Here is a 21,668-nt window from a genome sequence, read left to right as displayed (position 1 = left end):
GGAGCGGTGGGGCTGCTGAATGGTGGCAGCCGGTCGTCGCGGGCTAACCGTCCGACCTCGGATTTGTCCAGGAGGACAACGCCGTTATGGCCAAGATGATCGCGTTCGACGAGGAAGCTCGCCGCGGCCTAGAGCGGGGCATGAACATCCTCGCCGACGCCGTTAAGGTGACCCTCGGCCCCAAGGGCCGCAACGTCGTGCTCGAGAAGAAGTGGGGAGCCCCCACCATCACCAACGATGGTGTGAGCATCGCCAAGGAAATCGAGCTCGAAGACCCGTACGAGAAGATCGGCGCAGAGCTGGTCAAAGAGGTCGCCAAGAAGACCGACGACGTTGCCGGTGATGGCACGACGACGGCGACCGTTTTGGCCCAGGCGCTGGTCCGCGAGGGCCTGCGCAACGTCGCAGCCGGCGCGAACCCGATGTCCCTGAAGCGGGGCATTGAGGCCGCTGTCGCGTCTGTGGCTGACGAGCTGGCCAAGCTCGCGAAGGATGTCGAGACCAAGGAGCAGATCGCTTCGACCGCCTCGATCTCCGCTGCTGACACCACCGTCGGCGAGATCATCGCCGAGGCGATGGACAAGGTCGGCAAGGAAGGCGTCATCACCGTCGAGGAGAGCAACACCTTCGGCCTCGAGCTGGAGCTCACCGAGGGTATGCGCTTCGACAAGGGCTTCAACTCGGCCTACTTCATCACCGACACCGAGCGCATGGAGACGGTCCTCGAGGACCCGTACCTGCTCATCGTCAACAACAAGATCTCCAACGTTAAGGACATGCTGCCGATCCTTGAGAAGGTCATGCAGTCCGGCAAGCCGTTGATGATCATTGCTGAGGACGTCGAGGGTGAGGCTCTGGCCACCCTGATCGTTAACAAGATCCGTGGCACCTTCAAGTCCGTCGCCGTTAAGGCTCCGGGCTTTGGTGACCGGCGCAAGGCCATGCTGCAGGACATCGCGATCCTGACCGGTGGCCAGGTTGTTTCCGAGGAAGTCGGCCTCAAGCTCGACTCCGTCGGTCTCGACATGCTGGGCCGCGCCCGCAAGGTCGTGGTGACCAAGGACGAGACGACCATCGTCGAGGGCGCTGGCGACCCGGAGCAGATCAACGGCCGGGTGAACCAGATCCGTTCCGAGATCGAGAAGTCGGACTCCGACTACGACCGTGAGAAGCTGCAGGAGCGCCTGGCCAAGCTGGCCGGCGGTGTCGCGGTCATCAAGGTTGGTGCTGCCACCGAGGTTGAGCTCAAGGAGCGCAAGCACCGCATCGAGGACGCCGTTCGCAACGCGAAGGCTGCCGTCGAAGAGGGCATCGTCGCTGGTGGTGGTGTGGCGCTGGTTCAGGCCGGCAAGACCGCCTTCGACAAGCTCGACCTGTCGGGTGACGAGGCCACCGGTGCGAACATCGTTCGCGTCGCCCTCGACGCCCCGCTGCGTCAGATCGCCGTCAACGCTGGCCTCGAAGGTGGCGTTGTGTCTGAGAAGGTTCGCAACCTCGAGATCGGCTGGGGCCTCAACGCCGCCACCGGCGAGTACGTGGACATGCTCAAGGCTGGCATCATCGACCCGGCCAAGGTGACCCGTTCGGCTCTGCAGAACGCTGCCTCGATCGCCGGTCTCTTCCTCACCACCGAGGCTGTGGTGGCGGACAAGCCTGAGAAGGCTTCCGCTCCTGCCGCTCCGGGTGGCGGAGACATGGACTTCTAATAGTCCGAGCTTTAACGAAGCTGGCCCCGTCCCTTGTGGACGGGGCCAGCTTTCTATGTGCCACTCTCGTCAGGCACGCGTGACATTGGCGAGTTGGGCCTCGAGATCAGCGAGCCGCGACTCCCAGTAGCGGACATAGGCGGCCGCTTGAAGATTGACTGGGCAAGGCCACACACGCATGCACCGGCACATGTCTCCGCTGGTTTCCCGCTGATGGAGCAGCACGGTATCGACGGCGGTGGTTAGCTCGTCGCGGCCATGGTTCACGATCTCTATGAGGTTGAGTGCAGCCATGTCACACCCCTCAGCGCGGCATCGAAGCGGGCAAGGGTGCGTCCTGTGCCCGCCTCAATGCACTCGCGGCGGGCCACCGGCGGAGGCATGGTGGCCCAGCTCGGCAACGACGATCCAGACTTTTCGTGTTCTGAACTGTCGCGTTTGGAACTGTTCACAGAATGACAGTCGCGCACCATGGTCACAAGGGTGAAGCCCGGCGTGTCGCTGAATAGTGAGAGCCGCACCGCCAATCGCGGTACGGCTCTGACCTCGAGCGAAAGGATCTATCGAAAGCTAGGCTCGTTCGAACTCACCCTTCAAGATGCCATCCTTGAAGCACGCGAACTCGTGATCAGTGAACTCAAGGACCGGGCTGGCGCCACCGAGCTTGCTGTCGCGGACCGCGACAACCCCCGGCACGTCGAAGCAAATCTCGAAGCAGCCGTTCGCGTCACCGGATTTCGTGGCCTTCTGCCACACGGTGAACTTGCCTGTTGCCATTGGGCCTTCCTTAACTATCTGGCCACCAGCTTGGCGGCCGCCTGTGCAATGAATGCCGCTGTGTCCACTTGGGACAGAGCGGCATCGCGCAGCCTGTCCCACAGGTGCACGTATGGTTCGACCTCGGCGGCTTCGGTCACCAATACGTCGTCGTTGATGGTAGGGATCATCATCGCGGTGCCGTCACCCGGATCTTCGTAGGTGAATAGATCAAACGGCATGAGGGGAGTGCTGTGCCGGCCGAATTGCGCGTCGACGGGCAACAGCCGCAGGTCAATACGCGGATTCGTCTCGGTGGTCTCGGCTAGGTGCCGTAGCTGCCTTGCCATGACCGGGCGATCCACCAGGGGACGGCGGATTACCTGTTCCTCGATCACGATGGAGATCTGTGGTCCGGCCTCGCCAGTGACTTCTGCCTGCCGGCGAAGCCGCGAGATGCCTTGGATGGGGTCGATCTGTGCGCCTTCCTCGCGCCAGGCGTGGTCGCGAGCCTCTATGTACTCACGTGTCTGCAACATCCAGGGAATGAGGGAGTTGTGGTAGTGGCGGATCGTGACGGCTCCACATTCGACATCGGCGCATCGCTTCTGCCGCTCTGATATCCCACTGAACTCAGCTTTCTCCCACCAGACGCCTTTCTTGCCCCCGTCGCGCGCCATGCGGACGATCTCGTGCCAGCGGGCTGAGCCTTCGTCGACTCCGGCTGCTTCCAAACAGGCCATGACCTTGCCCAGGTCTGGCCGCCGCAGGGCGGCTGTCTCCAGCCGTGTCACGTCGAGCCGGGTCAGTGACTGCGACCGTTTGGCGAAGGCTTCCGCGGTGAGGCTGAGGTCGTCGCGAAGTGTCCTAATCGCATAGCCAAGGCGAATCCTGCGCACGAGTGGGCTGGGCACCGGATCACCTTCCTCTGTTCACGACGGGAACTGTTCAAGACGGCAATGAGAGTAGCGTCTGCACAGCGCATGGGGCGAGTGGTATGCGGAGCTTGCGCTGAGGTGTCCGCATCTGCGCAGGCAGAGGCCACAATGGAAGATCTGCGCCCGAGCGTGTCCTACATGGACTCGAGTTCACGTCCCTTGGTTTCTTTGACGAACTTGAGCACGAAGAGCAGGGCAAGCAACGCGAACATCGCGTAAAGGCCGTAGGCGAAGCTGAGCCCTATGTTGGAAAGCGCCGGGAACGTGGCGGTGATCAGCCAGTTCGCGATCCACTGTGCCGAGGCCGCGACGGCCAGGGCGGTCACCCGGATCACGTTGTTGAACATCTCGCCTAGGAGCACCCAGACCACGGGACCCCAGCTCATGCCGAACGAGACGACGTAAAGGTTGGCTGCCACCAAGGCGATCTTGCCGTACGCACCGGGGAGGCTCGTGACGGTCTCTCCTGCCGCGTCAACGGATTGGATGGCGTTGCTGAAGCAGAACGCCATGAGACCCAGCGTGATCACCATGCCGGTCGCACCGATGATGAGCAGCGGCTTGCGCCCGATCTTGTCCACGAGCGCGATCGCGATGAGGGTGGTCACGATGTTGGTGACGCTGGTGATCACGGTGATCAGCAACGAGTTCGACTGGCTGAAACCGACCGAGGCCCACAGCGAGGAGGAGTAGTAGAAGATCACGTTGATGCCGACGAACTGCTGGAAGACCGAGAGCAGGATGCCGACCCACACGATGGGCTTGAGCCCGAGGGCGCTGCCCTTGAGCGCGGATAGCTTAATCTGATCGCTCGCCCCGGCCAGCGACTGCTTGATCTCGATGACCTTCTGGTCCACGTTGCCGCCGAGCACCCGGGTCAGCACTTCCTTGGCCTGCTGGATCATGCCACGGCGGACGAGATAGCGCGGTGACTCCGGAATCTGCAGGGCGAGGATCGCGTAAATGGCCGCCGGGATGACAGCCGTGGCAAACATCCAGCGCCAGGCGGCACCGCCCCACGGGACGCTCGCGTTGGGATCTCCGCCCGCGGCTTCGGCGAGCAGATAGTCGGTGAGCAGGGCGACGAAGATGCCCAGGACGATGGCGAGTTGTTGCAGCGAGCCCAGCCGGCCTCGCATCTTGGCCGGCGCGATCTCGGCGATATAGGCGGGTGCTATGACGCTTGCCGCTCCAACGCCGAAACCACCGATGACGCGCCAGATCGTCAGGTCCCAGGCGGCGAACGCCAGTGCCGAACCGATGGCGCTGATGATGAACAGGGCGGCGGCGAGCAGCATGACTTTGACGCGGCCGAGACGGTCAGCCAGCGGGCCGGCGAACCACGCGCCCACGGCACAGCCGAGCAGCGCGGAGGATACGACGAATCCGAGCACGACCTTGCTCAGGCCGAACGTTATTTCCAGGGCGTCCACGGTGCCGTTGATGACTGAGGTGTCGTAGCCGAAGAGGAAGCCACCAACAGCCGCGGCGGCCGAAATCATGATGGCTGCGCCGGGATTGTACTGAGCTACCGTTTCATCCTGTTTCACCACAGTTTCATCTTGCGGCAGGCAACGACCTCATTTGAGCGGTTTGGCGAACAGGAAGAAGACTCGCTCAATGAAGGCGCCGCAGGCTGATGAGTAGAACGGCACCGGGCCGACCCAGCCGATCTGTGCTTTAGACAAGCCAAGGGCAGCCTGATCATCGAGGCACCGGCGCAGGAGAATGCTGCCCAGCCCGAGCCCACCGGCACTGGGCAACGTGCCCATCGGGCCGAAATAACTGGGATGGCACCCGCCCCAGGCGGCGAACGCCACCGGCTCGTTGCCGCGGATCGCTAGGTGAACGCCGCCAGCTCCCAGAACGGAGCGCTCGATCTCGGTGACCCAGGCCTGTCCCCACTCGCCCAGCACGACGGGCAGCAGTGCGCTGAGGTCCTCTTTCGCGGCGCGTCTGACCACTATGTCCGGCGGGAGTGGACGGTCCTTGGCGGCCACGGGAACGGGCAGCGGAGCGCTCATGTTCCAAGCCGTGGTGTCGTGCACGTAGCCGAGCTTTTGCAGCGTGCAGATCGCCGGGGTGTAGCGCACATCGACGCCCGGCCAGGCGTAGTCGGGAGCGTTGCCCCTGACGACGATCTTCGCGTAGCCGGTGACCTTCGTTTCGAGTTCTTCGAGCATCGACGTCGCGATGCCCTGCCGCTGGTGGGCCGGGTCGACGAGCAGCAGGTCGAGGTGGGCCGCGGTGGCGTCTTTGTGCCCAGAGCTGGCCACGGCCGCGCCGATGAGGGTGTCGCCGTCGAATCGGGTGATCACCGCGATCGGGTCGCGGGTAAGAGCATCGACGATTGCCGAAGCTTCGGCGGCATCGTCAGGGAGCAGGCATTTCTGGGCTAGCGAGACAAGCGCGGCGCGGTCCACGCCGAGCGAGACTACTCGCCGCCGACGAAGACGGCGCGAGGCGCGTCGACCAATCCCGCTCCTTGAGTTTCCTCATCGCCGCAGGTAAAGACGCCTGTCACTGGGTTGGCGTTCTCTTTGATCCGCGAGTACGTAGCAGGAAGATCGCCGACCAAGGCTGGCTCGGCCGACCACATCAGCGCGATCACGCCCGCGATATGCGGCGTCGCCATCGACGTGCCGGTGTTGAGGCCGTAGGTGCCGCCGGGCATGGCCGACAGGATGTCCTGTCCCGGTGCGGCGATGTCGGGCTTACCTGACCCCGGCTTGCCCCGGCTGGAGAAGACGGTGATCTCGGCGTTTTCGTTGACCGCGGCGACCGTGAAGGCGGCTGGGTCGGTCGCTGGTGGATCGTCGATCGAACCGCAACGGTCGCCCTCATTGCCGGCGGCGGCGACGAACGCGATCCCTGCCGCCGCAAGGGCGTTGGTCGCTGGCCGGGTCAGCTCGACGTCGCAGCCCTCCTGAGCCGGGCAGCCCCACGAGTTCGTCAGCACGTGCGGAGCGCGGGCCGGGTTGCCATCCCGGAACGGGTCGCCACCGTGCGGGAACGGGGCGAGCATGAACTGCAAGCAGTCGAGGTACAGCGATGGGCTGGCCATGTTGCGGTCCAGGTTGACGCAGGCGATCCATTGCGCGTCCGGTGCCACCCCAACGTTTTTCTTGCCGACAGCGGTGGCCAGGGTGTGCGTCCCATGCCCGCCATTGTCCACAGGAGACGTCGTGCCGTTCCACGGGTCAAACCACGAGTCACTTCCGCCTCGGTAGCCCGGTGCGAGTGCTGGATGCGTTCCCTCAGCACCTGAATCGGAGCTGCCGACCACGATGCCGCTGCCGCGGGCACCGAGGCGCCACACGTCTGGCGCGCCGACCATCTCGATGTTCCAAAGTGGAGTGGACGGTGCTTCGCGGATGTCGCCCGTGGTCTGCGGCAGGTCGCGGGGCAGCGGGCGCACCCGCTGATCGACCAGGATGCGGTCGACGTCGCCGCGCAGTTCAAGCCACGCCCTGACCTCTGGGCCGCCGGACACCATGATGCCGTTGACCAGGTAATAGGGCTGATAACTGAGGTTGAGGCGATCGAGGTCGGCGCGCAACGGCGCCTGGGTCCGGTCGGCATGCTCGACAAGCCGCTGATAGACCTGCCGAACACGCTCGTCGCGCTGCGGCCCGACGCCGGTCGTGAGGGGAAGCCCGGTGAGCGATGCCTGATCCTTGAGCACGACGAAGAGCTGATCGCCGAAGAAGCCTGGCTGGCCGCCGACGAGATAGACGGCACCGGCTCCTAACGCGACGGCTGTGGCGACTCCGGCCGCGACCGGGCGCTTTACCCGTGACAGCAACGGTTCTGCCAGGCCGTAGGCCAGGCCGAGCACGGCGGCGATCAGCCAGGCCAAGGCGGCGGAAACGAACGCCCAGAACGGAACGTCTTCGAACCCGAGGAAGATGTTGATTTCCACCGGATCGAAGAAGGCGAGGGGGCCGAGCGCGGCGAGGGCCACGAGCCAGCGCACGTGACGCAGCGCCGCCGCGGCGAAGCCAAGCGGCGGAAGCACTAGGAGCATCAGCAACTGCGCGCCATTGGCCCCGGCACCACCGGCGATCAGGGCGAGGGTGACGCCTGCGATGAGTCCGCCGAGCAGGACCCGCTTAACGCGACTCGACTCGAAGGCCGCCCAGAACCGGCTGTCCATCGTGGACGCCGCGAGCGATCCGACAGCGATCGCGGCAGCGATAGCCAGCAGCGTCTCGAGCCAGCCGCCGAGGGCACCAAACCACAGGAACGGGACGAGCACGATCAGGCCGGCGACGGCGGCCCAGGCGGCGTTGACACTGGCCGTGTTGCCTTGGCGCCGCAGCACGAACGCGGCAACGCCCGCCGACAGAGCCAAAGCTATGAGATACCAAGCGTTTTGCAGCTCCGGCAAAGCACGCAACCCCGTGCCCAGGGCGAGGGCACCCGCACCGATCGCCCAGGCGCGCCCGGTCTCGCGAACCGGAATGCTCTTGGGGATCAAGGCGAGCAGTAATGCGGGGCCGCCTCCGAACAGGAGGATCACCACGCCAGTGATAGGCCACACATAGCCTGGCAGCTCCAAGCCGACCGCGAGCAGCAGCTGACTGGCGAACCAGCTGATGAGCTGGGTCATCACGGCCAGCAAAACCAGCCATATACCGAGGAAAACCGCGCCCACGATCGCGCCCGTGGACGTCTTTTCCCCGCGCGCCTCCGGCGCTGTCCACACGGGCTGTCCGGTCCAGGCCCAGTCGGGTTCTGATGCATGCCCGGGCTGTGTCACTCTCGCAAGGTACCGTGGTCGGGTGCGAGACCGCAGCGAGTCCCGCTTTGCAGCCGGTGCCCTGTCGCCAGAGCGGCGTGAGGCTGACCTGCAACGCTTGCGGGAAGAAACGTTCGACGTGCTGGTCGTGGGTGGTGGGGTCACCGGGGCCGGCGCGGCGCTGGATGCCGCGTCACGCGGGCTCAAGGTCGCCTTGATCGAAGCACGAGACCTCGCGGTCGGCACCTCATCGCGATCGTCCAAACTCATCCATGGCGGCCTGCGCTACCTGGAGCAGTTTGAGTTTCCCCTGGTCCACGAGGCGTTGCGAGAGCGTGGGCTGTTAGCGACCCTGCTCGCTCCGCATCTCGTGCGCCCGCTGCCGTTCCTGGTGCCGTTGCCGCATCACGGGTGGCTCAGCCGCGCTTGGCACCGGTTCTATTACGGCGCCGGCGTCGCGCTCTACGACGTGTTCGCGGGAGTGGTGGGGCACGGGCGCGGCATGCCTATGCACCGTCATTTGACCGCCTCAAGTGCCCGCAAGCTGTTCCCGTCCTTGCGGGAGTCCGCGGTCGCTGGGGCGATTCGCTACTACGACGGGCAGGTCGATGACGCGCGCTTCGTCGTGACGCTCGCCCGCACGGCGGCCAGCCTGGGTGCGGCTGTCGTGACTGGACTGCGGGCACGCGGCGTGGTCAGGGACGCCCGCGAGGTCACCGGAGTGACGGTGAGTGACGGTGAGTCAGAGTTCGTCATTCGGGCTAGGACGGTCATCGCGGCGACCGGGGTGTGGAGCGATGACGTTTCGACATGGCTGCCTGACGCGAAAATCGGGCTGCGGGTGCGTGCCTCCAAGGGCGTGCACCTCGTCGTGCCCCGGTCGGCGATCACGGGCGAAGTCGGGCTCATTTTGCGTACACCCAAGAGCGTTTTGTTTGTCATCCCCTGGGGCGGGCACTGGATCATCGGCACCACCGACACGGAATGGACCTTCGACCGGGCGCACCCGGCCGCATCGGCGCAGGATATCGCCTATCTGCTGGGCATGGTGAACGAAGTGCTCGAACGTCCACTCACGACGGACGATATCGAGGGTGTCTACGCCGGCCTGCGGCCGCTGCTGTCAGGCGAGTCCGACTCCACGTCGTCGTTGTCACGTGAGCACGCCGTCGTGGAACCGTTGCTGGGCTTGCTTCTGGTCGCCGGCGGGAAGTTCACGACCTACCGCGTGATGGCCGAAGATGTCGTCGACCGGGCGGCCCGCAGGCTGCCGGGCACACGGCACAGCGGGACAGCCGGGCTGCCGCTGCTCGGTGCGGATGGCTATAACGCGCTGTGGCGTGACCGCGCCGACCTGGCGCGCCGCCACGATCTCAGCCTCGGCGCCGTTGAGCACCTGCTCGAACGCTACGGATCCCTCGTCACCGAGATCATCGCCATCATCGAAGCTGACCGTTCCTTGGCGGAGCCGTTGCCGGGAGCGCCGGAATACCTTGGCGCGGAAGTGGTTTACGCCGTGCGCGCCGAAGGTGCCCGGCACGCCGTGGACATTCTCGCCCGCCGCACGCGGATCTCCATGGAGACGACCCATCGCGGTGTGCTGAGTGTGCGGCGCGTGGCCGAGCTGATGGCACTCGAGCTCGGGTGGGATGAAGCCGCGATGGAAGCCGAGGTGCAGGCTTATCTGTCGCGAGTGGAAGCCGAGCGCGAGTCGCAGCGCATGCCCGACGATCTGAGCGCTGACGCGGCTCGCCTCAGCTCGGGAGCACCTTTCCCGGGTTCAGGATCTGTCCGGGATCGAGCGCGTTCTTGATCCTGCGCTGAATGTCAAGGCCGACCTCGCCCAGCTCGCTGGCGAGCCAGTCCCGCTTCAGCAGGCCGACTCCGTGCTCGCCGGTGCATGTGCCGCCGAGGGCCAGCCCGAATTCCATGATCTCGTCAAAGACCTTGCGGCCCTTGGCAATGCTCTGTTCCGAGCCGCGATCGACAACGATGTTGGGGTGCAGGTTGCCGTCGCCCGCGTGACCGACGACGCCGACCGTGATCTCGTGTTTTGCCGCGATGGCTTCGATTTCGTCGAGCAGCTCAGCCAGACGTGTTCGTGGCACGGCGATGTCGTCGATGATGAGGCCGCCGTGTTCATGCATGCTCAGCGCCAGCTTTTCCATCGCGGGGTGTGCTCTTCTGCGTGCTTGCAACAGTTCCGCGGCTTCAACGGCATCGGTCGCTTGCCAGATCTCGGAAGCTCCTGCCGCGGTTGCCAGTTCAGCGATCCGGTCCAACCCCGTGTCGGCTGCGGCCAGGAGCACCGCTTTCGCTTCAACATTCAAACCCATTGGCTGGTACGCCTCAATCGCGCGCAAATGCACCTGGTCAATGAGCTCCAGCAAGGACGGGGCGAGCCCAGCGGTGAAGATCCGGTTGACCGCGTCCCCGGCCGCGCTCGTGGACGGAAACACCGCCACCAACGTCAGTGGTTCTGGCGTCAAAGGTTTGAGGCTCAATGTGATCTCGGTGATGATGCCCAGGGTGCCTTCTGACCCGACGAACAAACGCGTTAAGTCATATCCCGCAACACCCTTCGGGGTTTTGCGCCCGGTCTTGAGCACCCGCCCGTCAGCGAGCACGACCTCAAGTCCCAGAACGTATTCGGTGGTGACACCGTATTTGACACAGCACATGCCACCGGCGTTCGTCGCGACGTTGCCACCGATGGTGCTGGTCTCCCACGAGCCGGGGTCGGGCGGGTAGAACAGCCCTTCCTTGATGACGGCCCGGCTTAGATCAGCGTTGATGACGCCCGGCTGCACGACGGCGATCCGGTTCGACCGGTCGACTTCCAGGATCTGGTTCATGTTGACCATCGAGATGACCAGGCAGCCGTCAATCGCGTTGGCCCCACCGGCGAGCCCGGTGCGTGCGCCCTGTGGCACGATCTTGACGTTGTTGGCGTTGGCCCACTTGACCGCCTCGACCACCTGCTCGGTCGACTCCGGCCGGATAACCGCCAGTGGTGTGCCAGCCTCGCAGAGGTCGGCCTCATCGCGGCGGTAAGACTTAAGCAGATCCGGGTCGGTGATAACGCCCGGCAGGTCGATCGTCACCTTTGCACGCTAGCTTAGAGCCATGATTCTGTGCGACCGACCGGTCTGGCCGGGCCACGGGCGGTACTGGGCGCACCTCGTCAGTGACGTCTCGTTCGTGGAACTGCACGTGTTCGCCGAACTGCTCGGGGTGCCCAAGCGTGGGTTCGACCGCGACCACTACGACATCCCCGCGGAGCGGGTGCCTGCCGCCATTTGGCTGGGGGCGACGCAGGTGTCGACGAAGGAAATCGCCATCCGCCTGCAAGAGTCCGGCCTGCGCCGCCCCAAGCACCGTCCAGTGGGCTAGCTCAGCACAAGCCTTCCGCCGTGGTTGTGGAAACCGTTGCGCAGGAAGGCTTTTGCCATGGGCTCATTGGGCAGGTCGGTGTCGCCGCCGATAGCCTTTTCGCCTTGCTCGATAAGGAAATGCATGAGCTCGATCAGCATGTCGCTGACATAACCCTTGCCGCGCTGGCCTTCGGCGACCGTGATGTAGCCAACGACGGCGATCGCGCGGTTCTTGGCCGGCATGACGGCACCGGCGAGTTGACCGTCAGCCGTGTACGCGACGCGCCACCACTCGCGTGGAGACGGGAAGCCCGCTAGGTCTTCGACGATCTCGCGAGCCGCGGCCTCATCACCGTGAGCCTTGATGTTGGCGATCGAGTCGCCATCGAGCGTGCCCGGCAAGCCGAGCCGGACGGCCTCGATCATCTCGGCATCGTCAGCCGGGCGGAACGTCAGGCGACCGGTGCGCTCGGGGAGCGGATCGCCTTCGAACCAGCGGAAGCCAAGGCGCTCAAGCGAAATGGCCAGACCGGCACCTTCCGCGGCGGCCACCCGGTCCTCGATTTCCTGGCGGACGTCAGAGTCACGCCAGTTGGCTGGGACAAACAAGTGATATTCCGGGCGTACCGAGTAGTGGTCGTAGGCGGCTTTGAGCAGCGCTGTGCCTACGTCGACACGGTCAGCCGAGGTGCCGAGCTGAAACCAGTCGAGGCTGAACGGCTGTTCGTGGTCGGGTGGTCCCCAGAACGAGGCCCGGGCGAGCACCTTGCCGTCGCGCAAGGCGACCCAAGTCCACTCCGGACGGTATTCCCGTTTGGCGAGAAACTCCTGGTAGTCGCGGTGCTCCGCGCCCACTCCCGGTGTCGGCTCGCCGTCGTAGGACAGGAAAAGCGGGATGTCATCGGCACTGAGGTACTTAATTTCTAGATCATTCATCGCGGGCCAGCTTGCCACAGGATTTCGCGAGATGCCCGTTCATTTATTGACTCGGATAGTTAACTTTCCTAAACTTTCGGATGCATCGATCCCACTGCGCGTATCGGCGACGCGCCACACGAGGCAGGGGAAATTCATGTCCCTTTGGCGTACACGGCTGGCCGGAGCCAGCCTCGCGATAGCCAGCGTTGTCGCTGGCACCGCGTTCGCTACCAGTGCTGAAGCAGTGATTTTGCCCAACGGTTTCAAGAGCGTCGGCTACATGCCGTCGTGGGCGGGCAACGTCAACACGGTTCAGTACAACAAACTCACGCACATCAACTACGCCTTCGTGTTGCCGAACTCCAACGGCACACTGCAGGCACTGCCCAACCCGTCGAAACTGCAATCGCTCGTTTCGCTGGCACACGCCAACAGCGTGCGGGTGTCAATCGCGGTCGGCGGCTGGAACGACGGCAACGACTCCGCGTTTGAGGCACTGGCAGCAAACGCGGGCAGCCGCACCACGTTTGTCAACGCGCTCGTCAACCTCGTCACGCAGTACAACCTCGACGGTGTTGACATGGACTGGGAGTACCCAGACCCGGGCACGTCAGGCAACAACTACACCGCGCTCATGTCCCAGCTCAGCAGCGCGATGCACTCCCGCGGCAAGCTGCTGACCGCGGCGGTCGTCTCCGAAGGCACCACCGCCAACGGCGTTCAGCCAGCCGTGTTCGGTTACGTGGACTGGCTCAACATCATGGCCTATGACGGCGGCAGCCCACACGCCAACTACAACTGGGCGATCAACAGTGTGAACTTCTGGAAGGGCAGGGGTCTCCCGGCTTCGAAGGCAGTTCTTGGGGTTCCGTTCTACAGCCGCCCGACGTACTACACCTACTCCCAGTTGGTCGCGATGGATCCCGCCAACGCCAACCGGGACTGCACCACCGTCAGTGGCGTGCAGCAGTGCTACAACGGGCTGCCGACGATCCGCAGCAAGACGCAATGGGCTCTCGCTAACGCTGGCGGGATGATGAACTGGGAGCTGTCGCAAGACACCGCCGGGTCAACGTCGCTGGTCAGTGCGATCTACGAGACCGTCATGGGCGGCACCCCACCCGGACGCACGGGTCAGATCGTTGGCCAGGCTTCCGCGAAGTGTGTCGACATCGCCGGCGGGGCCACCGCCAATGGCACGGCGATTCAGCTCTACACCTGCAACGGCACCACCGCGCAGCGGTGGACCATTGGCACCGACGGCACGATCAGGGGTCTGGGCAAGTGCATGGACATCTCTGGCGGCTCGACGGCTAATGGTGCCCTCGTTCAGCTCTGGGACTGCAACGGCACCGGAGCACAGGTCTGGCAGCCACAGGCCAACGGCAATCTGCGCAACCCACAGTCGGCCAAGTGCTTGGACGCCAAGGACTTGGGCACGGCTAACGGCACGCGTCTGCAGATCTGGTCGTGCGCGGCCAGCGGCAACCAAATCTGGGCGCTGCCGTAACGCTTTCATGAGGTGGCCGCAGCAATCGCTGCTGCGGCCACCCTTTCGGCAGCCGTGCCGCAGGCTATCCGCGGCGGCGGGCGACGAGGTCTCTCACGGAGATGAGCGGAATGCCGTGCTGTCGCGACAGCGCGACAAGGTCGTCGAATCGCGCCATACTCCAATCTGGACGGACGACCTCGCAAATCGTTGTCACGCCAGAAAGTCCGGCGAGCAACGACAGGTCCACGCCGGCTTCGGTGTGGCCGTCACGGTCCAGCACCCCTCCGGGCACCGCCCGGATCGGGAAGATGTGCCCGGGTCGCCCGAGGTCGGCCGGCCGCGTCGAAGGATCAGCCAGCGCACGGATCGTGCGAGCCCGCTCAAACGCGGAAATGCCTGTCGTGCCATCCACGTGATCCACCGAAACCGTGAACGCCGTGTCGTGCAGGCCGGTGTTCGGCTCGATCATCTGATTGAGGTGGAGCGCCTCGATCCGCTCGTCTGACATCGCGACGCACACCACGCCGCAGGTGTGATCGAGGAGAAACCGCATCGCGGCCTCGTCAGTGAACTCCGCGGCGATCATCAAGTCGCCTTCGTTCTCTCGCGACTCCGCGTCGAACACGATCACGAACTGGCCGCGCGCGAACGCGGCGATCGCCTGGTCGACAGAGCTGCTCAGAGCTGTCGTCATCATCCCCTCCTGGTAATAGGCCAGGCCGGGGAACCGTTCCCCGGGCCTGGACTTACGGCTTCCGGGGACACGAGAAGAAGCACCTTCGTGAAGACAGGTGCGATCTGCTCGCCGCGTACTTCTCCCATCCGGACTTTCACCGTCGGTGCCGGAATTTCACCGGCTCAACCGTTAGCTGGCTGCCAACGGGTCGCGGACTATCACCGCCGGTTCGGAATTACACCGACCCCGGAGTACGCAAGCGTTACGGGCTGAGTGTAGCCAGCTCGCGGGCAAGATTGGCGCGTGCTGTGGCTTCCCTCTCAGGGTGCAGGCGGAACAGGGCCGGAAGGTCCAGCAGCGACTGGAGAACAGCTGCCCGCCCGATACGCCATAGCTCGTCTGGCACGTGGGCGTATTCGGCGCGCACAGCGTCCACATAGGACTGATAGCCGGGCCAGGGCCGGGTTAACACGGCCAAATCCGCGTCGGCTAACAGCGCTCCCCGGTGATCGTCAGCTTTCACGGCGTGGCCTGCCGTGAGGCGTACCAGACGGAGGGTTTCAGAAAGAACGGGAAGCGGAACGGCGCAGCGCTGGAGCAACCCCGCCATGAGCTGGGCGCTGCGCTCTTCATTGGCGTTCGACCGGGGATCGTAGATCGCGTCGTGACCCCAGGCCGCCAGTGCCGCGATGGGGTCGGCCTCGGTCTCCTCAAGCACGGCCTCAAGGTGATCAAGGTTGTGATAGCTGCGGTGCGGCTCGGACCAGCGGGCGATCAACTCGGCTTCGACGGCGTCGAGCGTGGACGCCAAAGCCGTGGCTCCAGCGGCCCGGGCCGATGCGCAGAAACGCCCTTCCAGCGGCATGAGCTGAGCATAAGTTGACCCCATGGACGCCGGCGAGATGGCCGCGCGGTCGCGTGCGTCACTGAAAGACCGCGTGAACCGCGTGCGCGGCGCGCTCGCGCTGGCCCTTCAAGTCGGTGTCGCGGCCGGGCTCGCGTGGTATGTCTCGCACCATCTGCTCGGCCACCACCAGCCGTTCTTCGCCCCGATCGCCGCCGTCGTGGTGCTCGCGGTCAGCGTCGGTGAGCGGATGCGCCGCGCGGCCGAGATCGTCGCCGGAAACGCGGTCGGCATCCTGCTCGGTGAGGCACTGATCCTCGTCATTGGCCGAGGCGCTTGGCAGGTCGGTCTGGCCGTGCTGCTCGCCGTGCTAATCGCGATCTTCGCGGGCGGATCGGCACCGCTGGTTACCCAGGCCGCGTCATCGGCTTCACTGGTCGCGACCCTGATCCCTCCGCAAAACGACTACTACTTCAGCCGTTTCGTGGACGCTGTCGTTGGCGGGGCGGTCGGGCTGGGCGTGATGGCGTTGCTGCTGCCGCTCAATCCGCTGACCGTCGTGGGGCGCGCGGCGACACCGATGCTGAACTCGCTGGCCGAAGGCCTGGCAGACACCGCCATAGCGCTGTCGAAAAAGGACCAGGCGATGGCCGACGCCGCGCTCGACCGGTTGCGGGACGCCGAGGCACAACTGCGCGCCTACAACGACGCCATCAACGCGGGACGCGAGATCTCTACCGTGGCACCGTTGCGGTGGCGCAAGAAGCTGGCTCTAGCGCAGTATGTCGAGTCTTCCGACTACGTCGCCCGCGCGTTACGCAACACCCGTGTGCTCGTGCGGCGTTCGCTGTCCATGCTCCAAGACGGGGAGCCGATTCCGCCTTCGCTTTCGGCCGCTATCCAGGCGCTGTCCGAAGCGGTTACCTGGCTGCGCCGCGAACTAGGCGAGGGCACTGAACCGCTGGCCGCCCGCGCCGCCGCCGTGCGAGCAGTGCGGGCTTGTGCTGAGGCCTATCAAGCGGGCCTCGGCTTTTCCGGCAGTGTCGTCGTCGCCCAGATTCGTTCCACGGCAACCGATCTCATCACCGCATCGGGGCCGACGCCAGAAGAAGCCAACCGCCTGGTGCGTAAGTCGGCTAAAGCTCCGTCGATAGCGCAGCCAGCAGAGCGTCCACATCAGATTCCGTAGTGCCCAGGCCAATACTCGCCCGCAGGGCCGTTGCCGGAACCCCAGCCCAGCCTCCGCGCACACTGGCCTCACCGAGCAGCCTGCGGGCCAAGGGATGCGCACAAAACAATCCATCGCGTACGCCGATGTGGTGCTTTCGCGCGAGCGCCTCAGCGATCTCGGCTGAGTCACGGCCCTTGACAGCAAAGGAAACCACGCCGATGCGGGGTGCGTTCGGCTCGAAGGTGCGCAGCTCTTCCACACCATCCAGTTTGGACAGGCCCTCCCGCAGCCGGTTCAGGAGCTGTTGCTCCCGGGCGTGCAGGGCTTGCCGGTCAGCGGCTTCGAGCGTCGCGCAAACCTTGGCCAAAGCGACCGCTCCGAGCAGGTTTGGCGTGCCAGCTTCATGCCGGGCCGGGCCGGTCGTCCACTGAATGTCGTGTGTCGCGTCACCCACGCGGGCCGTCGCGCCGCCGCCCTTGATGGCTGGCGGTGCGGCATCGAGCCAGTCGCCACGGCCCACGAGCACACCAGCGCCGAACGGGGCATAAAGCTTGTGGCCCGACAACGCCAAGTAGTCAAGGTCCAATGCCGACATGTCCACGGGCACATGCGGGGCGAGCTGAGCGGCGTCCACCGCGATGCGGGCACCGTGACGATGCGCGATGTGGGCCAGCTCAGCGATCGGCCACAGCTCACCGGTCACATTGCTGGCACCGGTCACGCTCACCAGCACGTCGGTCTGGAAGTTAACGCTGAGCGCTTTCGCCAGGCTCCGCAAAGCTTCCGTGCGCGAAGAGGGCACAGGCAGGCGTACCGGGTGGTGCCAGGGCAGCAGATTCGCGTGGTGCTCACTGCCGAAAGTGATGACTGTCGTGCCCCGGGGCAGACAGTGCGCCAGCAGGTTGAGCGCATCGGTCGTGTTGCGGGTGAAGATGACGTGGTCGTCGGCACGGGCGCCGGCGAAGTCGCCGACCGTCTGCCTCGACCGTTCGTATTCGAGCGTGCAGCGCTGGGAAAGGGCGCCCGCGCCACGGTGCACCGAGCCGTACCAAGGCAACAGCTCCGTTACCGCGTCAGCGGCCGCCTTGAGACAGGGTGCCGTAGCGGCGTAATCGAGGTTGATTTGCCCAGGAACACCAAGGACTTCAAGGCTTCCCGGGGTCACCGGTGTCGTGGACACGGGGACGTCAACGGGCGTACAGACGATAGTCACAGAGCACCTCCGCACTTGCGCCCGGCGCGGCCATCGCGCCTGGGGCCCGGTCATCACCCGGGGCACCCCACCGCGGAGGAGGGTTGCCGGCCAGCAAGCCGGGGCTTTTCTGCTGGCACTCGTGACCTGTTGGACAGTTTAAGTCTGTAGCCTGTCGCCATGGCAATAGTCCCAGGACCTGAGACCGGGATCTCACCTCCTCCGGCACCGGCCTTCGCAGCGAAGCGCCGCGGGCGGATGCCCAGGTGGGCGCTGCTGACCATCGTGATCGTGCTGATCGTGGCCGGCATGGCGAACATGGGCGTCGTCTTGAGTTTCGGGCTAGGCCCGCTGGGCATCGCGATCGGTCTCGCCGCCGCGGTTTTGCCAGTGCCTGTCCTGGTTGCCTGCTTCATGTGGCTCGACCGGTTCGAGCCAGAACCCAAGCACTACCTGGTGCTCACGTTCCTGTGGGGCGCGTTCGTCGCGACATCCGTCGCCTACTGGACGAACACGGGCGCCTCGAACCTGCTGCCAGACGCGCTCGTCGGCGTGCTGGTCGCACCGTTCATCGAAGAAATCATGAAGGCGGCGTTCCCGCTCGCGGTGCTGTGGTTCCGGCGGGAGAAGATCTCCGGGTTCACCGACGCGATTGTCTACTGTGGACTTTCCGCCGTCGGGTTCGCCATGGTGGAAAACATCCTTTACCTGGGCGGCCACGGCTTCGCCTCAAGCTACGAGCAATATGGCCCGGCTTCCGGTGTGGCGTCGGTCTTCGCCCTGTTCCTCGCCCGCATCTTCATGTCCGGGTTCGCCCACCCGCTGTTCACGGCGATGACGGGCATCGGCATTGGTTTCGCCGCTCGCGCCTCACAAACCTGGGTGCGTGTGCTGGCACCGCTGCCCGGCCTGATTCTGGCGATGATGCTGCACGGCGCGTGGAACCTCATGGCACTGCTCAGTGCCGACCGTGGGCCCTACGTCTTCCTCTACGGCTACGTGGCCGTCATGGTGCCCATCTTCCTCGGCATGGCGGGGCTCGCGCTCTGGCTGCGTGCCCACGAAGGCCGGCTCGCCGTCAGGATGCTGCCTGTCTACGCCGCGGCCGGCTGGATGAGCCCGCCAGAAGTGGCCGCCATGGCCACCCTCAGCGGACGGCACGCCGCGCGCACCTGGGCCCGTCGCGTCGCCGGTGAGCCCGGCCGTCGCGCCATGAAGGAGTTCCAGGCCGCGGCGACCCGTCTGGCGATAGTGCGCGACAACCTCGACCGTGGGCTTGACACCTACACAGCGGCAGACGAACACCAGATGCTGCAACGGATAGTGAACGCCCGCAATGTCTACGCCGCCCGCGACCCGCAGATGCCACAGGCGTTCTGGGACGGAAACGCCTATCACATCACGTTCCCCGATGGACAAACCCGCGTTGTCGGACCGCCAGCGGAGCCAGTCGTGCCCCTGCCGATCCAGCTGTCACCCGTAGGTGTTCACTACTAGGGTGGGTTTGTCGTAACCAGGGGAGGCTCAGTGGGCCGGTTTGAACAGGCGCGTGCCAATATCCGCCGTGCTTATGAGGCGGTGCGCGCCGCCCGGGTGGCCGAAGACCAGCGCACCGAACACGACGCTCTCGAGGCCGCCGAAACGGCCGTCACGGAACTCAACCACAGCACCACTATCAGCCGCGATGATGTTCACGTGGCGCCCGGCGTGCGCATCGCGGGGGCCTGGGCCTGGCGCCTGATCGCCATCGCTGTTGTGGGCTGGGGCGTGTTCTGGCTGATGGGCCGGCTCAGCATCGTCATCATTCCGCTCACCATCGCGATGCTGCTCACCGCGCTGCTGTCACCGGCCGTCGGCTGGCTGCGCCGCGCGCGTGTGCACCCTTCGCTCGCCACGACGATCGTCGTGATCGGAGGGATCGCGGCCATCGTGGGCACGCTCACCCTGGTCGTGAATTCGTTCGTCGAGGGCCTGCCGGAGCTGACGACCAAGGCCGAAGCCGGCCTCACCGAGGTGCAGAACTGGTTGCGCAACGGGCCGTTGCACCTCAACGATTTCCAGCTGCAGAACCTGATTAAGCAAGCCCAGGAAATGCTCAACGCCAACAAGGACTCGCTGACCTCGGGTGCCATCCACACCGCGACGACCGCGATCGAAGTGCTCAGCGGCACGTTCCTGGCGATCTTCGCGCTGTTCTTCTTCCTGCGTGACGGCCGCAAGATCTGGAAGTTCAGTCTCTTCCTCGTGCCCGCGCGCGCTCGCGAGCCCATGGACCGCGCCGCTGTGGCGGCCTGGCGCTCGCTGGTCTCTTACGTCCGGGCGACCGTGCTCGTGGCCTTCATCGACGCCGTGGGCATTGGAACAGCGCTGTTGCTGGTCAAGATTCCGCCAGCGCTCGCGCTGCCACTAGCCGCGCTGGTGTTCCTCACCGCGTTCATCCCGATCATCGGTGCCACGCTGTCTGGCGCGGTCGCGGTGCTCGTCGCCCTCGTCATCAGGGGACCGGTCGTCGCCCTGATCGTGCTCGGTGCCGTGATCGCGGTGCAGCAGATCGAAGGGCACCTGCTTCAGCCCCTCATCATGGGCCGGGCAGTGGCGATTCACCCACTGGCCGTGATCGTCGGCATCGCGGCGGGCCTCGTGCTCGGTGGCATCATCGGCGCCCTGATCGCGGTGCCGCTGATCGCCATGCTGAACACCGGCATCCGCGTGCTCGCCGAACGACCACGTCCAGAAGTGGAAAAATCGATAGAAGCCGCTGAGGCGACGCCTTAGTTGCGCGCGATGCGCACCACGACCTGGGTGTCAGAGACCTTGTCGAGGTAGACCATCAGGCCGGCCACTTCCGTGCCGGTCTGGCCGGTCGTGAGCGTGATCTGCTCGCCGGCGACTTCTAGCGTGACGTTGTCACCTTCGGCGCTGACCAGCTTCGCCTCGACGCCGAGCACCGAAGCGCTCGCCGACACGCCACGGTCAAACGTCACCTTGCACTCGTCGATGCCGCAGCTCACGTTGTCGCTGCTGCAACCAGCGAGCAGGGTCAGACTGAGCAGGGCGGCCGCGATGAATCGAGTCATGCAGCCGAGCGTACGTCGTTAGGGCAACGCGCTATCGTGTGGCCGTGACGAAAGCCCACTCCGACGCCGGTTTGCCAATCCGCCTGCTGCACGACCGAGTGCTGGTGCGGACCGAAGCCGCCGAAGGCGAGCGCCGCTCGTCAGCCGGTTTGGTGATTCCCGCCACGGCCTCCGTCGGGACGCGGCTCAGCTGGGCCACGGCGGTCGGTGTCGGCCCGCACGTGCGCTCCATCCAAACCGGAGACCGGGTGCTCTTCGACCCCGATGACAGATCCGAAGTGGAACTGCACGGTGAGTCATTTGTCCTGCTACGTGAACGGGACGTGCACGCTGTCGCGGCGTCGCGAGTGGAGGACAACGCCACCGGGCTTTATCTCTAGCCTTTCAGCTGATTTTGAGCTTTCATTCGGCTCTTTAGGTTCCTTGCGTCTAGTCACCCTTCACGGGAGGAACCCCTGCAATGCGAGAATTGACCAACTATTTCGTCGGCGATGGATTTCTGATCTACGTCGGTGTCCTTTTTCTGAGCGCGGTATTGCTGCTCGTCAACTTCTTCATGGGCATCGGAAGCAAGGCGGCCAACGGCATCCTCGGTGTCGTGGCTCTTGGGTATTCGGTATACCTGGTCTACCTGTACTTCTTCGGCGAAGAAGGCAGCACGGTATTCGTCTCGATCTACGCCTTCATCCTGCCGATCTTCGCTATTTACGAACTGGTCAAGGGCATCAAGGCACGCAACGCGGCGGCTTCGCAGCCGGCCCCGCCTGCGGCGTGAGCTAGCGG

The 21,668-nt window shown here is 65.0% G+C and carries 21 protein-coding genes and 2 riboswitches; of the genes, 9 read left to right on the top strand and 12 right to left on the bottom strand.

All coding sequences use genetic code 11. The annotated features are described in order from the left end of the window. Positions 1-86: 86 nt before the first annotated feature. Positions 87-1,706, top strand: a complete 1,620-nt coding sequence (gene groL, locus A3E1_RS0110335; RefSeq protein WP_020520690.1) for a chaperonin GroEL — start codon at positions 87-89, stop codon at positions 1,704-1,706. Between the two features lie 69 nt (positions 1,707-1,775). Here groL and A3E1_RS0110330 read toward each other — a convergent pair whose 3' ends face one another. From A3E1_RS0110330 to A3E1_RS0110300, 6 genes are all read right to left on the bottom strand, one after another. Beyond that, entirely contained in the window at positions 1,776-2,000 is a 225-nt protein-coding gene (locus A3E1_RS0110330; protein ID WP_020520689.1) for a hypothetical protein, read from the bottom strand. A 276-nt stretch (positions 2,001-2,276) separates the two neighbouring features. Further along, a complete protein-coding gene (locus A3E1_RS0110320; RefSeq protein WP_020520687.1) occupies positions 2,277-2,483 on the bottom strand; it encodes a DUF397 domain-containing protein in 207 nt (68 codons plus the stop codon). A gap of 14 nt (positions 2,484-2,497) precedes the next feature. Beyond that, positions 2,498-3,376, bottom strand: coding sequence for a DUF5753 domain-containing protein (locus A3E1_RS0110315; protein ID WP_020520686.1), 879 nt, complete (start codon positions 3,374-3,376; stop codon positions 2,498-2,500). Between the two features lie 158 nt (positions 3,377-3,534). After that, entirely contained in the window at positions 3,535-4,950 is a 1,416-nt protein-coding gene (locus tag A3E1_RS0110310) for a sugar porter family MFS transporter (protein ID WP_020520685.1), read from the bottom strand. Between the two features lie 30 nt (positions 4,951-4,980). After that, entirely contained in the window at positions 4,981-5,823 is an 843-nt protein-coding gene (locus tag A3E1_RS0110305) for a GNAT family N-acetyltransferase (protein ID WP_020520684.1), read from the bottom strand. Positions 5,824-5,834: 11 nt separating this feature from the next. After that, positions 5,835-8,012, bottom strand: coding sequence for a S8 family serine peptidase (locus A3E1_RS0110300; RefSeq protein ID WP_083929440.1), 2,178 nt, complete (start codon positions 8,010-8,012; stop codon positions 5,835-5,837). A gap of 172 nt (positions 8,013-8,184) precedes the next feature. On the opposite strand from A3E1_RS0110300, the gene A3E1_RS0110295 reads away from it, so the two are divergent. Then, a complete protein-coding gene (locus A3E1_RS0110295; RefSeq protein ID WP_020520682.1) occupies positions 8,185-9,954 on the top strand; it encodes a glycerol-3-phosphate dehydrogenase/oxidase in 1,770 nt (589 codons plus the stop codon). Here the strand turns inward: A3E1_RS0110295 and A3E1_RS0110290 are convergent. Continuing rightward, positions 9,896-11,245 carry an FAD-binding oxidoreductase gene (locus A3E1_RS0110290; RefSeq protein ID WP_020520681.1) on the bottom strand — a complete coding sequence of 450 codons (1,350 nt, stop codon included), beginning with the start codon at positions 11,243-11,245 and terminating at the stop codon, positions 9,896-9,898. The two genes, A3E1_RS0110295 and A3E1_RS0110290, sit on opposite strands and share 59 nt — an antisense overlap. A 22-nt stretch (positions 11,246-11,267) precedes the next feature. Here A3E1_RS0110290 and A3E1_RS0110285 point away from each other — a divergent pair, with 22 nt between their 5' ends. Continuing rightward, entirely contained in the window at positions 11,268-11,534 is a 267-nt protein-coding gene (locus A3E1_RS0110285) for a DUF4031 domain-containing protein (RefSeq protein ID WP_020520680.1), read from the top strand. Here A3E1_RS0110285 and A3E1_RS0110280 read toward each other — a convergent pair. After that, entirely contained in the window at positions 11,531-12,451 is a 921-nt protein-coding gene (locus A3E1_RS0110280) for a GNAT family N-acetyltransferase (RefSeq protein WP_020520679.1), read from the bottom strand. The genes A3E1_RS0110285 and A3E1_RS0110280 overlap by 4 nt on opposite strands. Before the next feature lie 136 nt (positions 12,452-12,587). Between A3E1_RS0110280 and A3E1_RS0110275 the strand changes: the two genes are divergently transcribed. After that, complete coding sequence (locus A3E1_RS0110275) at positions 12,588-13,943, top strand: glycosyl hydrolase family 18 protein (RefSeq protein WP_020520678.1); 1,356 nt, start codon at positions 12,588-12,590, stop codon at positions 13,941-13,943. A 64-nt stretch (positions 13,944-14,007) separates the two neighbouring features. Here A3E1_RS0110275 and ribB read toward each other — a convergent pair whose 3' ends face one another. Together ribB and A3E1_RS0110265 are read right to left on the bottom strand one after the other, a co-directional pair. Beyond that, positions 14,008-14,619: a 3,4-dihydroxy-2-butanone-4-phosphate synthase gene (gene ribB, locus A3E1_RS39705; RefSeq protein ID WP_211215893.1), complete on the bottom strand. Its 612-nt coding sequence runs from the start codon at positions 14,617-14,619 to the stop codon at positions 14,008-14,010. Positions 14,620-14,730: 111 nt separating this feature from the next. After that, a riboswitch (FMN riboswitch) is annotated at positions 14,731-14,860 on the bottom strand. A 3-nt stretch (positions 14,861-14,863) separates the two neighbouring features. Further along, on the bottom strand, positions 14,864-15,466 hold the full coding sequence (locus tag A3E1_RS0110265; protein WP_026208286.1) for an HD domain-containing protein: 603 nt from the start codon (positions 15,464-15,466) through the stop codon (positions 14,864-14,866). 22 nt (positions 15,467-15,488) lie between these two features. Here A3E1_RS0110265 and A3E1_RS0110260 point away from each other — a divergent pair, with 22 nt between their 5' ends. After that, the gene (locus A3E1_RS0110260) at positions 15,489-16,634 is read left to right on the top strand and encodes an FUSC family protein (RefSeq protein WP_020520675.1); all 1,146 of its coding nucleotides are present in this window, start codon (positions 15,489-15,491) and stop codon (positions 16,632-16,634) included. On the opposite strand, the gene A3E1_RS0110255 is transcribed toward A3E1_RS0110260, so the two are convergent. Beyond that, positions 16,582-17,796, bottom strand: a complete 1,215-nt coding sequence (locus A3E1_RS0110255; protein WP_020520674.1) for an aminotransferase class V-fold PLP-dependent enzyme — start codon at positions 17,794-17,796, stop codon at positions 16,582-16,584. The two genes, A3E1_RS0110260 and A3E1_RS0110255, sit on opposite strands and share 53 nt — an antisense overlap. A 39-nt stretch (positions 17,797-17,835) precedes the next feature. After that, positions 17,836-17,956, bottom strand: a riboswitch (SAM riboswitch). A 32-nt stretch (positions 17,957-17,988) separates the two neighbouring features. Here A3E1_RS0110255 and A3E1_RS39700 point away from each other — a divergent pair. Beyond that, on the top strand, positions 17,989-19,305 hold the full coding sequence (locus A3E1_RS39700; RefSeq protein WP_157631422.1) for a PrsW family intramembrane metalloprotease: 1,317 nt from the start codon (positions 17,989-17,991) through the stop codon (positions 19,303-19,305). 30 nt (positions 19,306-19,335) lie between these two features. After that, positions 19,336-20,583, top strand: coding sequence for an AI-2E family transporter (locus tag A3E1_RS0110245; RefSeq protein ID WP_020520672.1), 1,248 nt, complete (start codon positions 19,336-19,338; stop codon positions 20,581-20,583). On the opposite strand, the gene A3E1_RS0110240 is transcribed toward A3E1_RS0110245, so the two are convergent. After that, positions 20,580-20,885, bottom strand: coding sequence for a hypothetical protein (locus A3E1_RS0110240; RefSeq protein WP_020520671.1), 306 nt, complete (start codon positions 20,883-20,885; stop codon positions 20,580-20,582). The genes A3E1_RS0110245 and A3E1_RS0110240 overlap by 4 nt on opposite strands. A gap of 44 nt (positions 20,886-20,929) precedes the next feature. Here A3E1_RS0110240 and A3E1_RS0110235 point away from each other — a divergent pair, with 44 nt between their 5' ends. Beyond that, positions 20,930-21,265, top strand: coding sequence for a GroES family chaperonin (locus tag A3E1_RS0110235; RefSeq protein ID WP_020520670.1), 336 nt, complete (start codon positions 20,930-20,932; stop codon positions 21,263-21,265). An 80-nt stretch (positions 21,266-21,345) separates the two neighbouring features. Beyond that, a complete protein-coding gene (locus tag A3E1_RS0110230) occupies positions 21,346-21,660 on the top strand; it encodes a hypothetical protein (protein ID WP_020520669.1) in 315 nt (104 codons plus the stop codon). Positions 21,661-21,668 lie beyond the last annotated feature (8 nt).

Source organism: Catelliglobosispora koreensis DSM 44566 (genome assembly GCF_000379685.1).
Lineage (GTDB): Bacteria > Actinomycetota > Actinomycetes > Mycobacteriales > Micromonosporaceae > Catelliglobosispora > Catelliglobosispora koreensis.
This window is presented reverse-complemented; position numbering and strand designations above follow the sequence as displayed.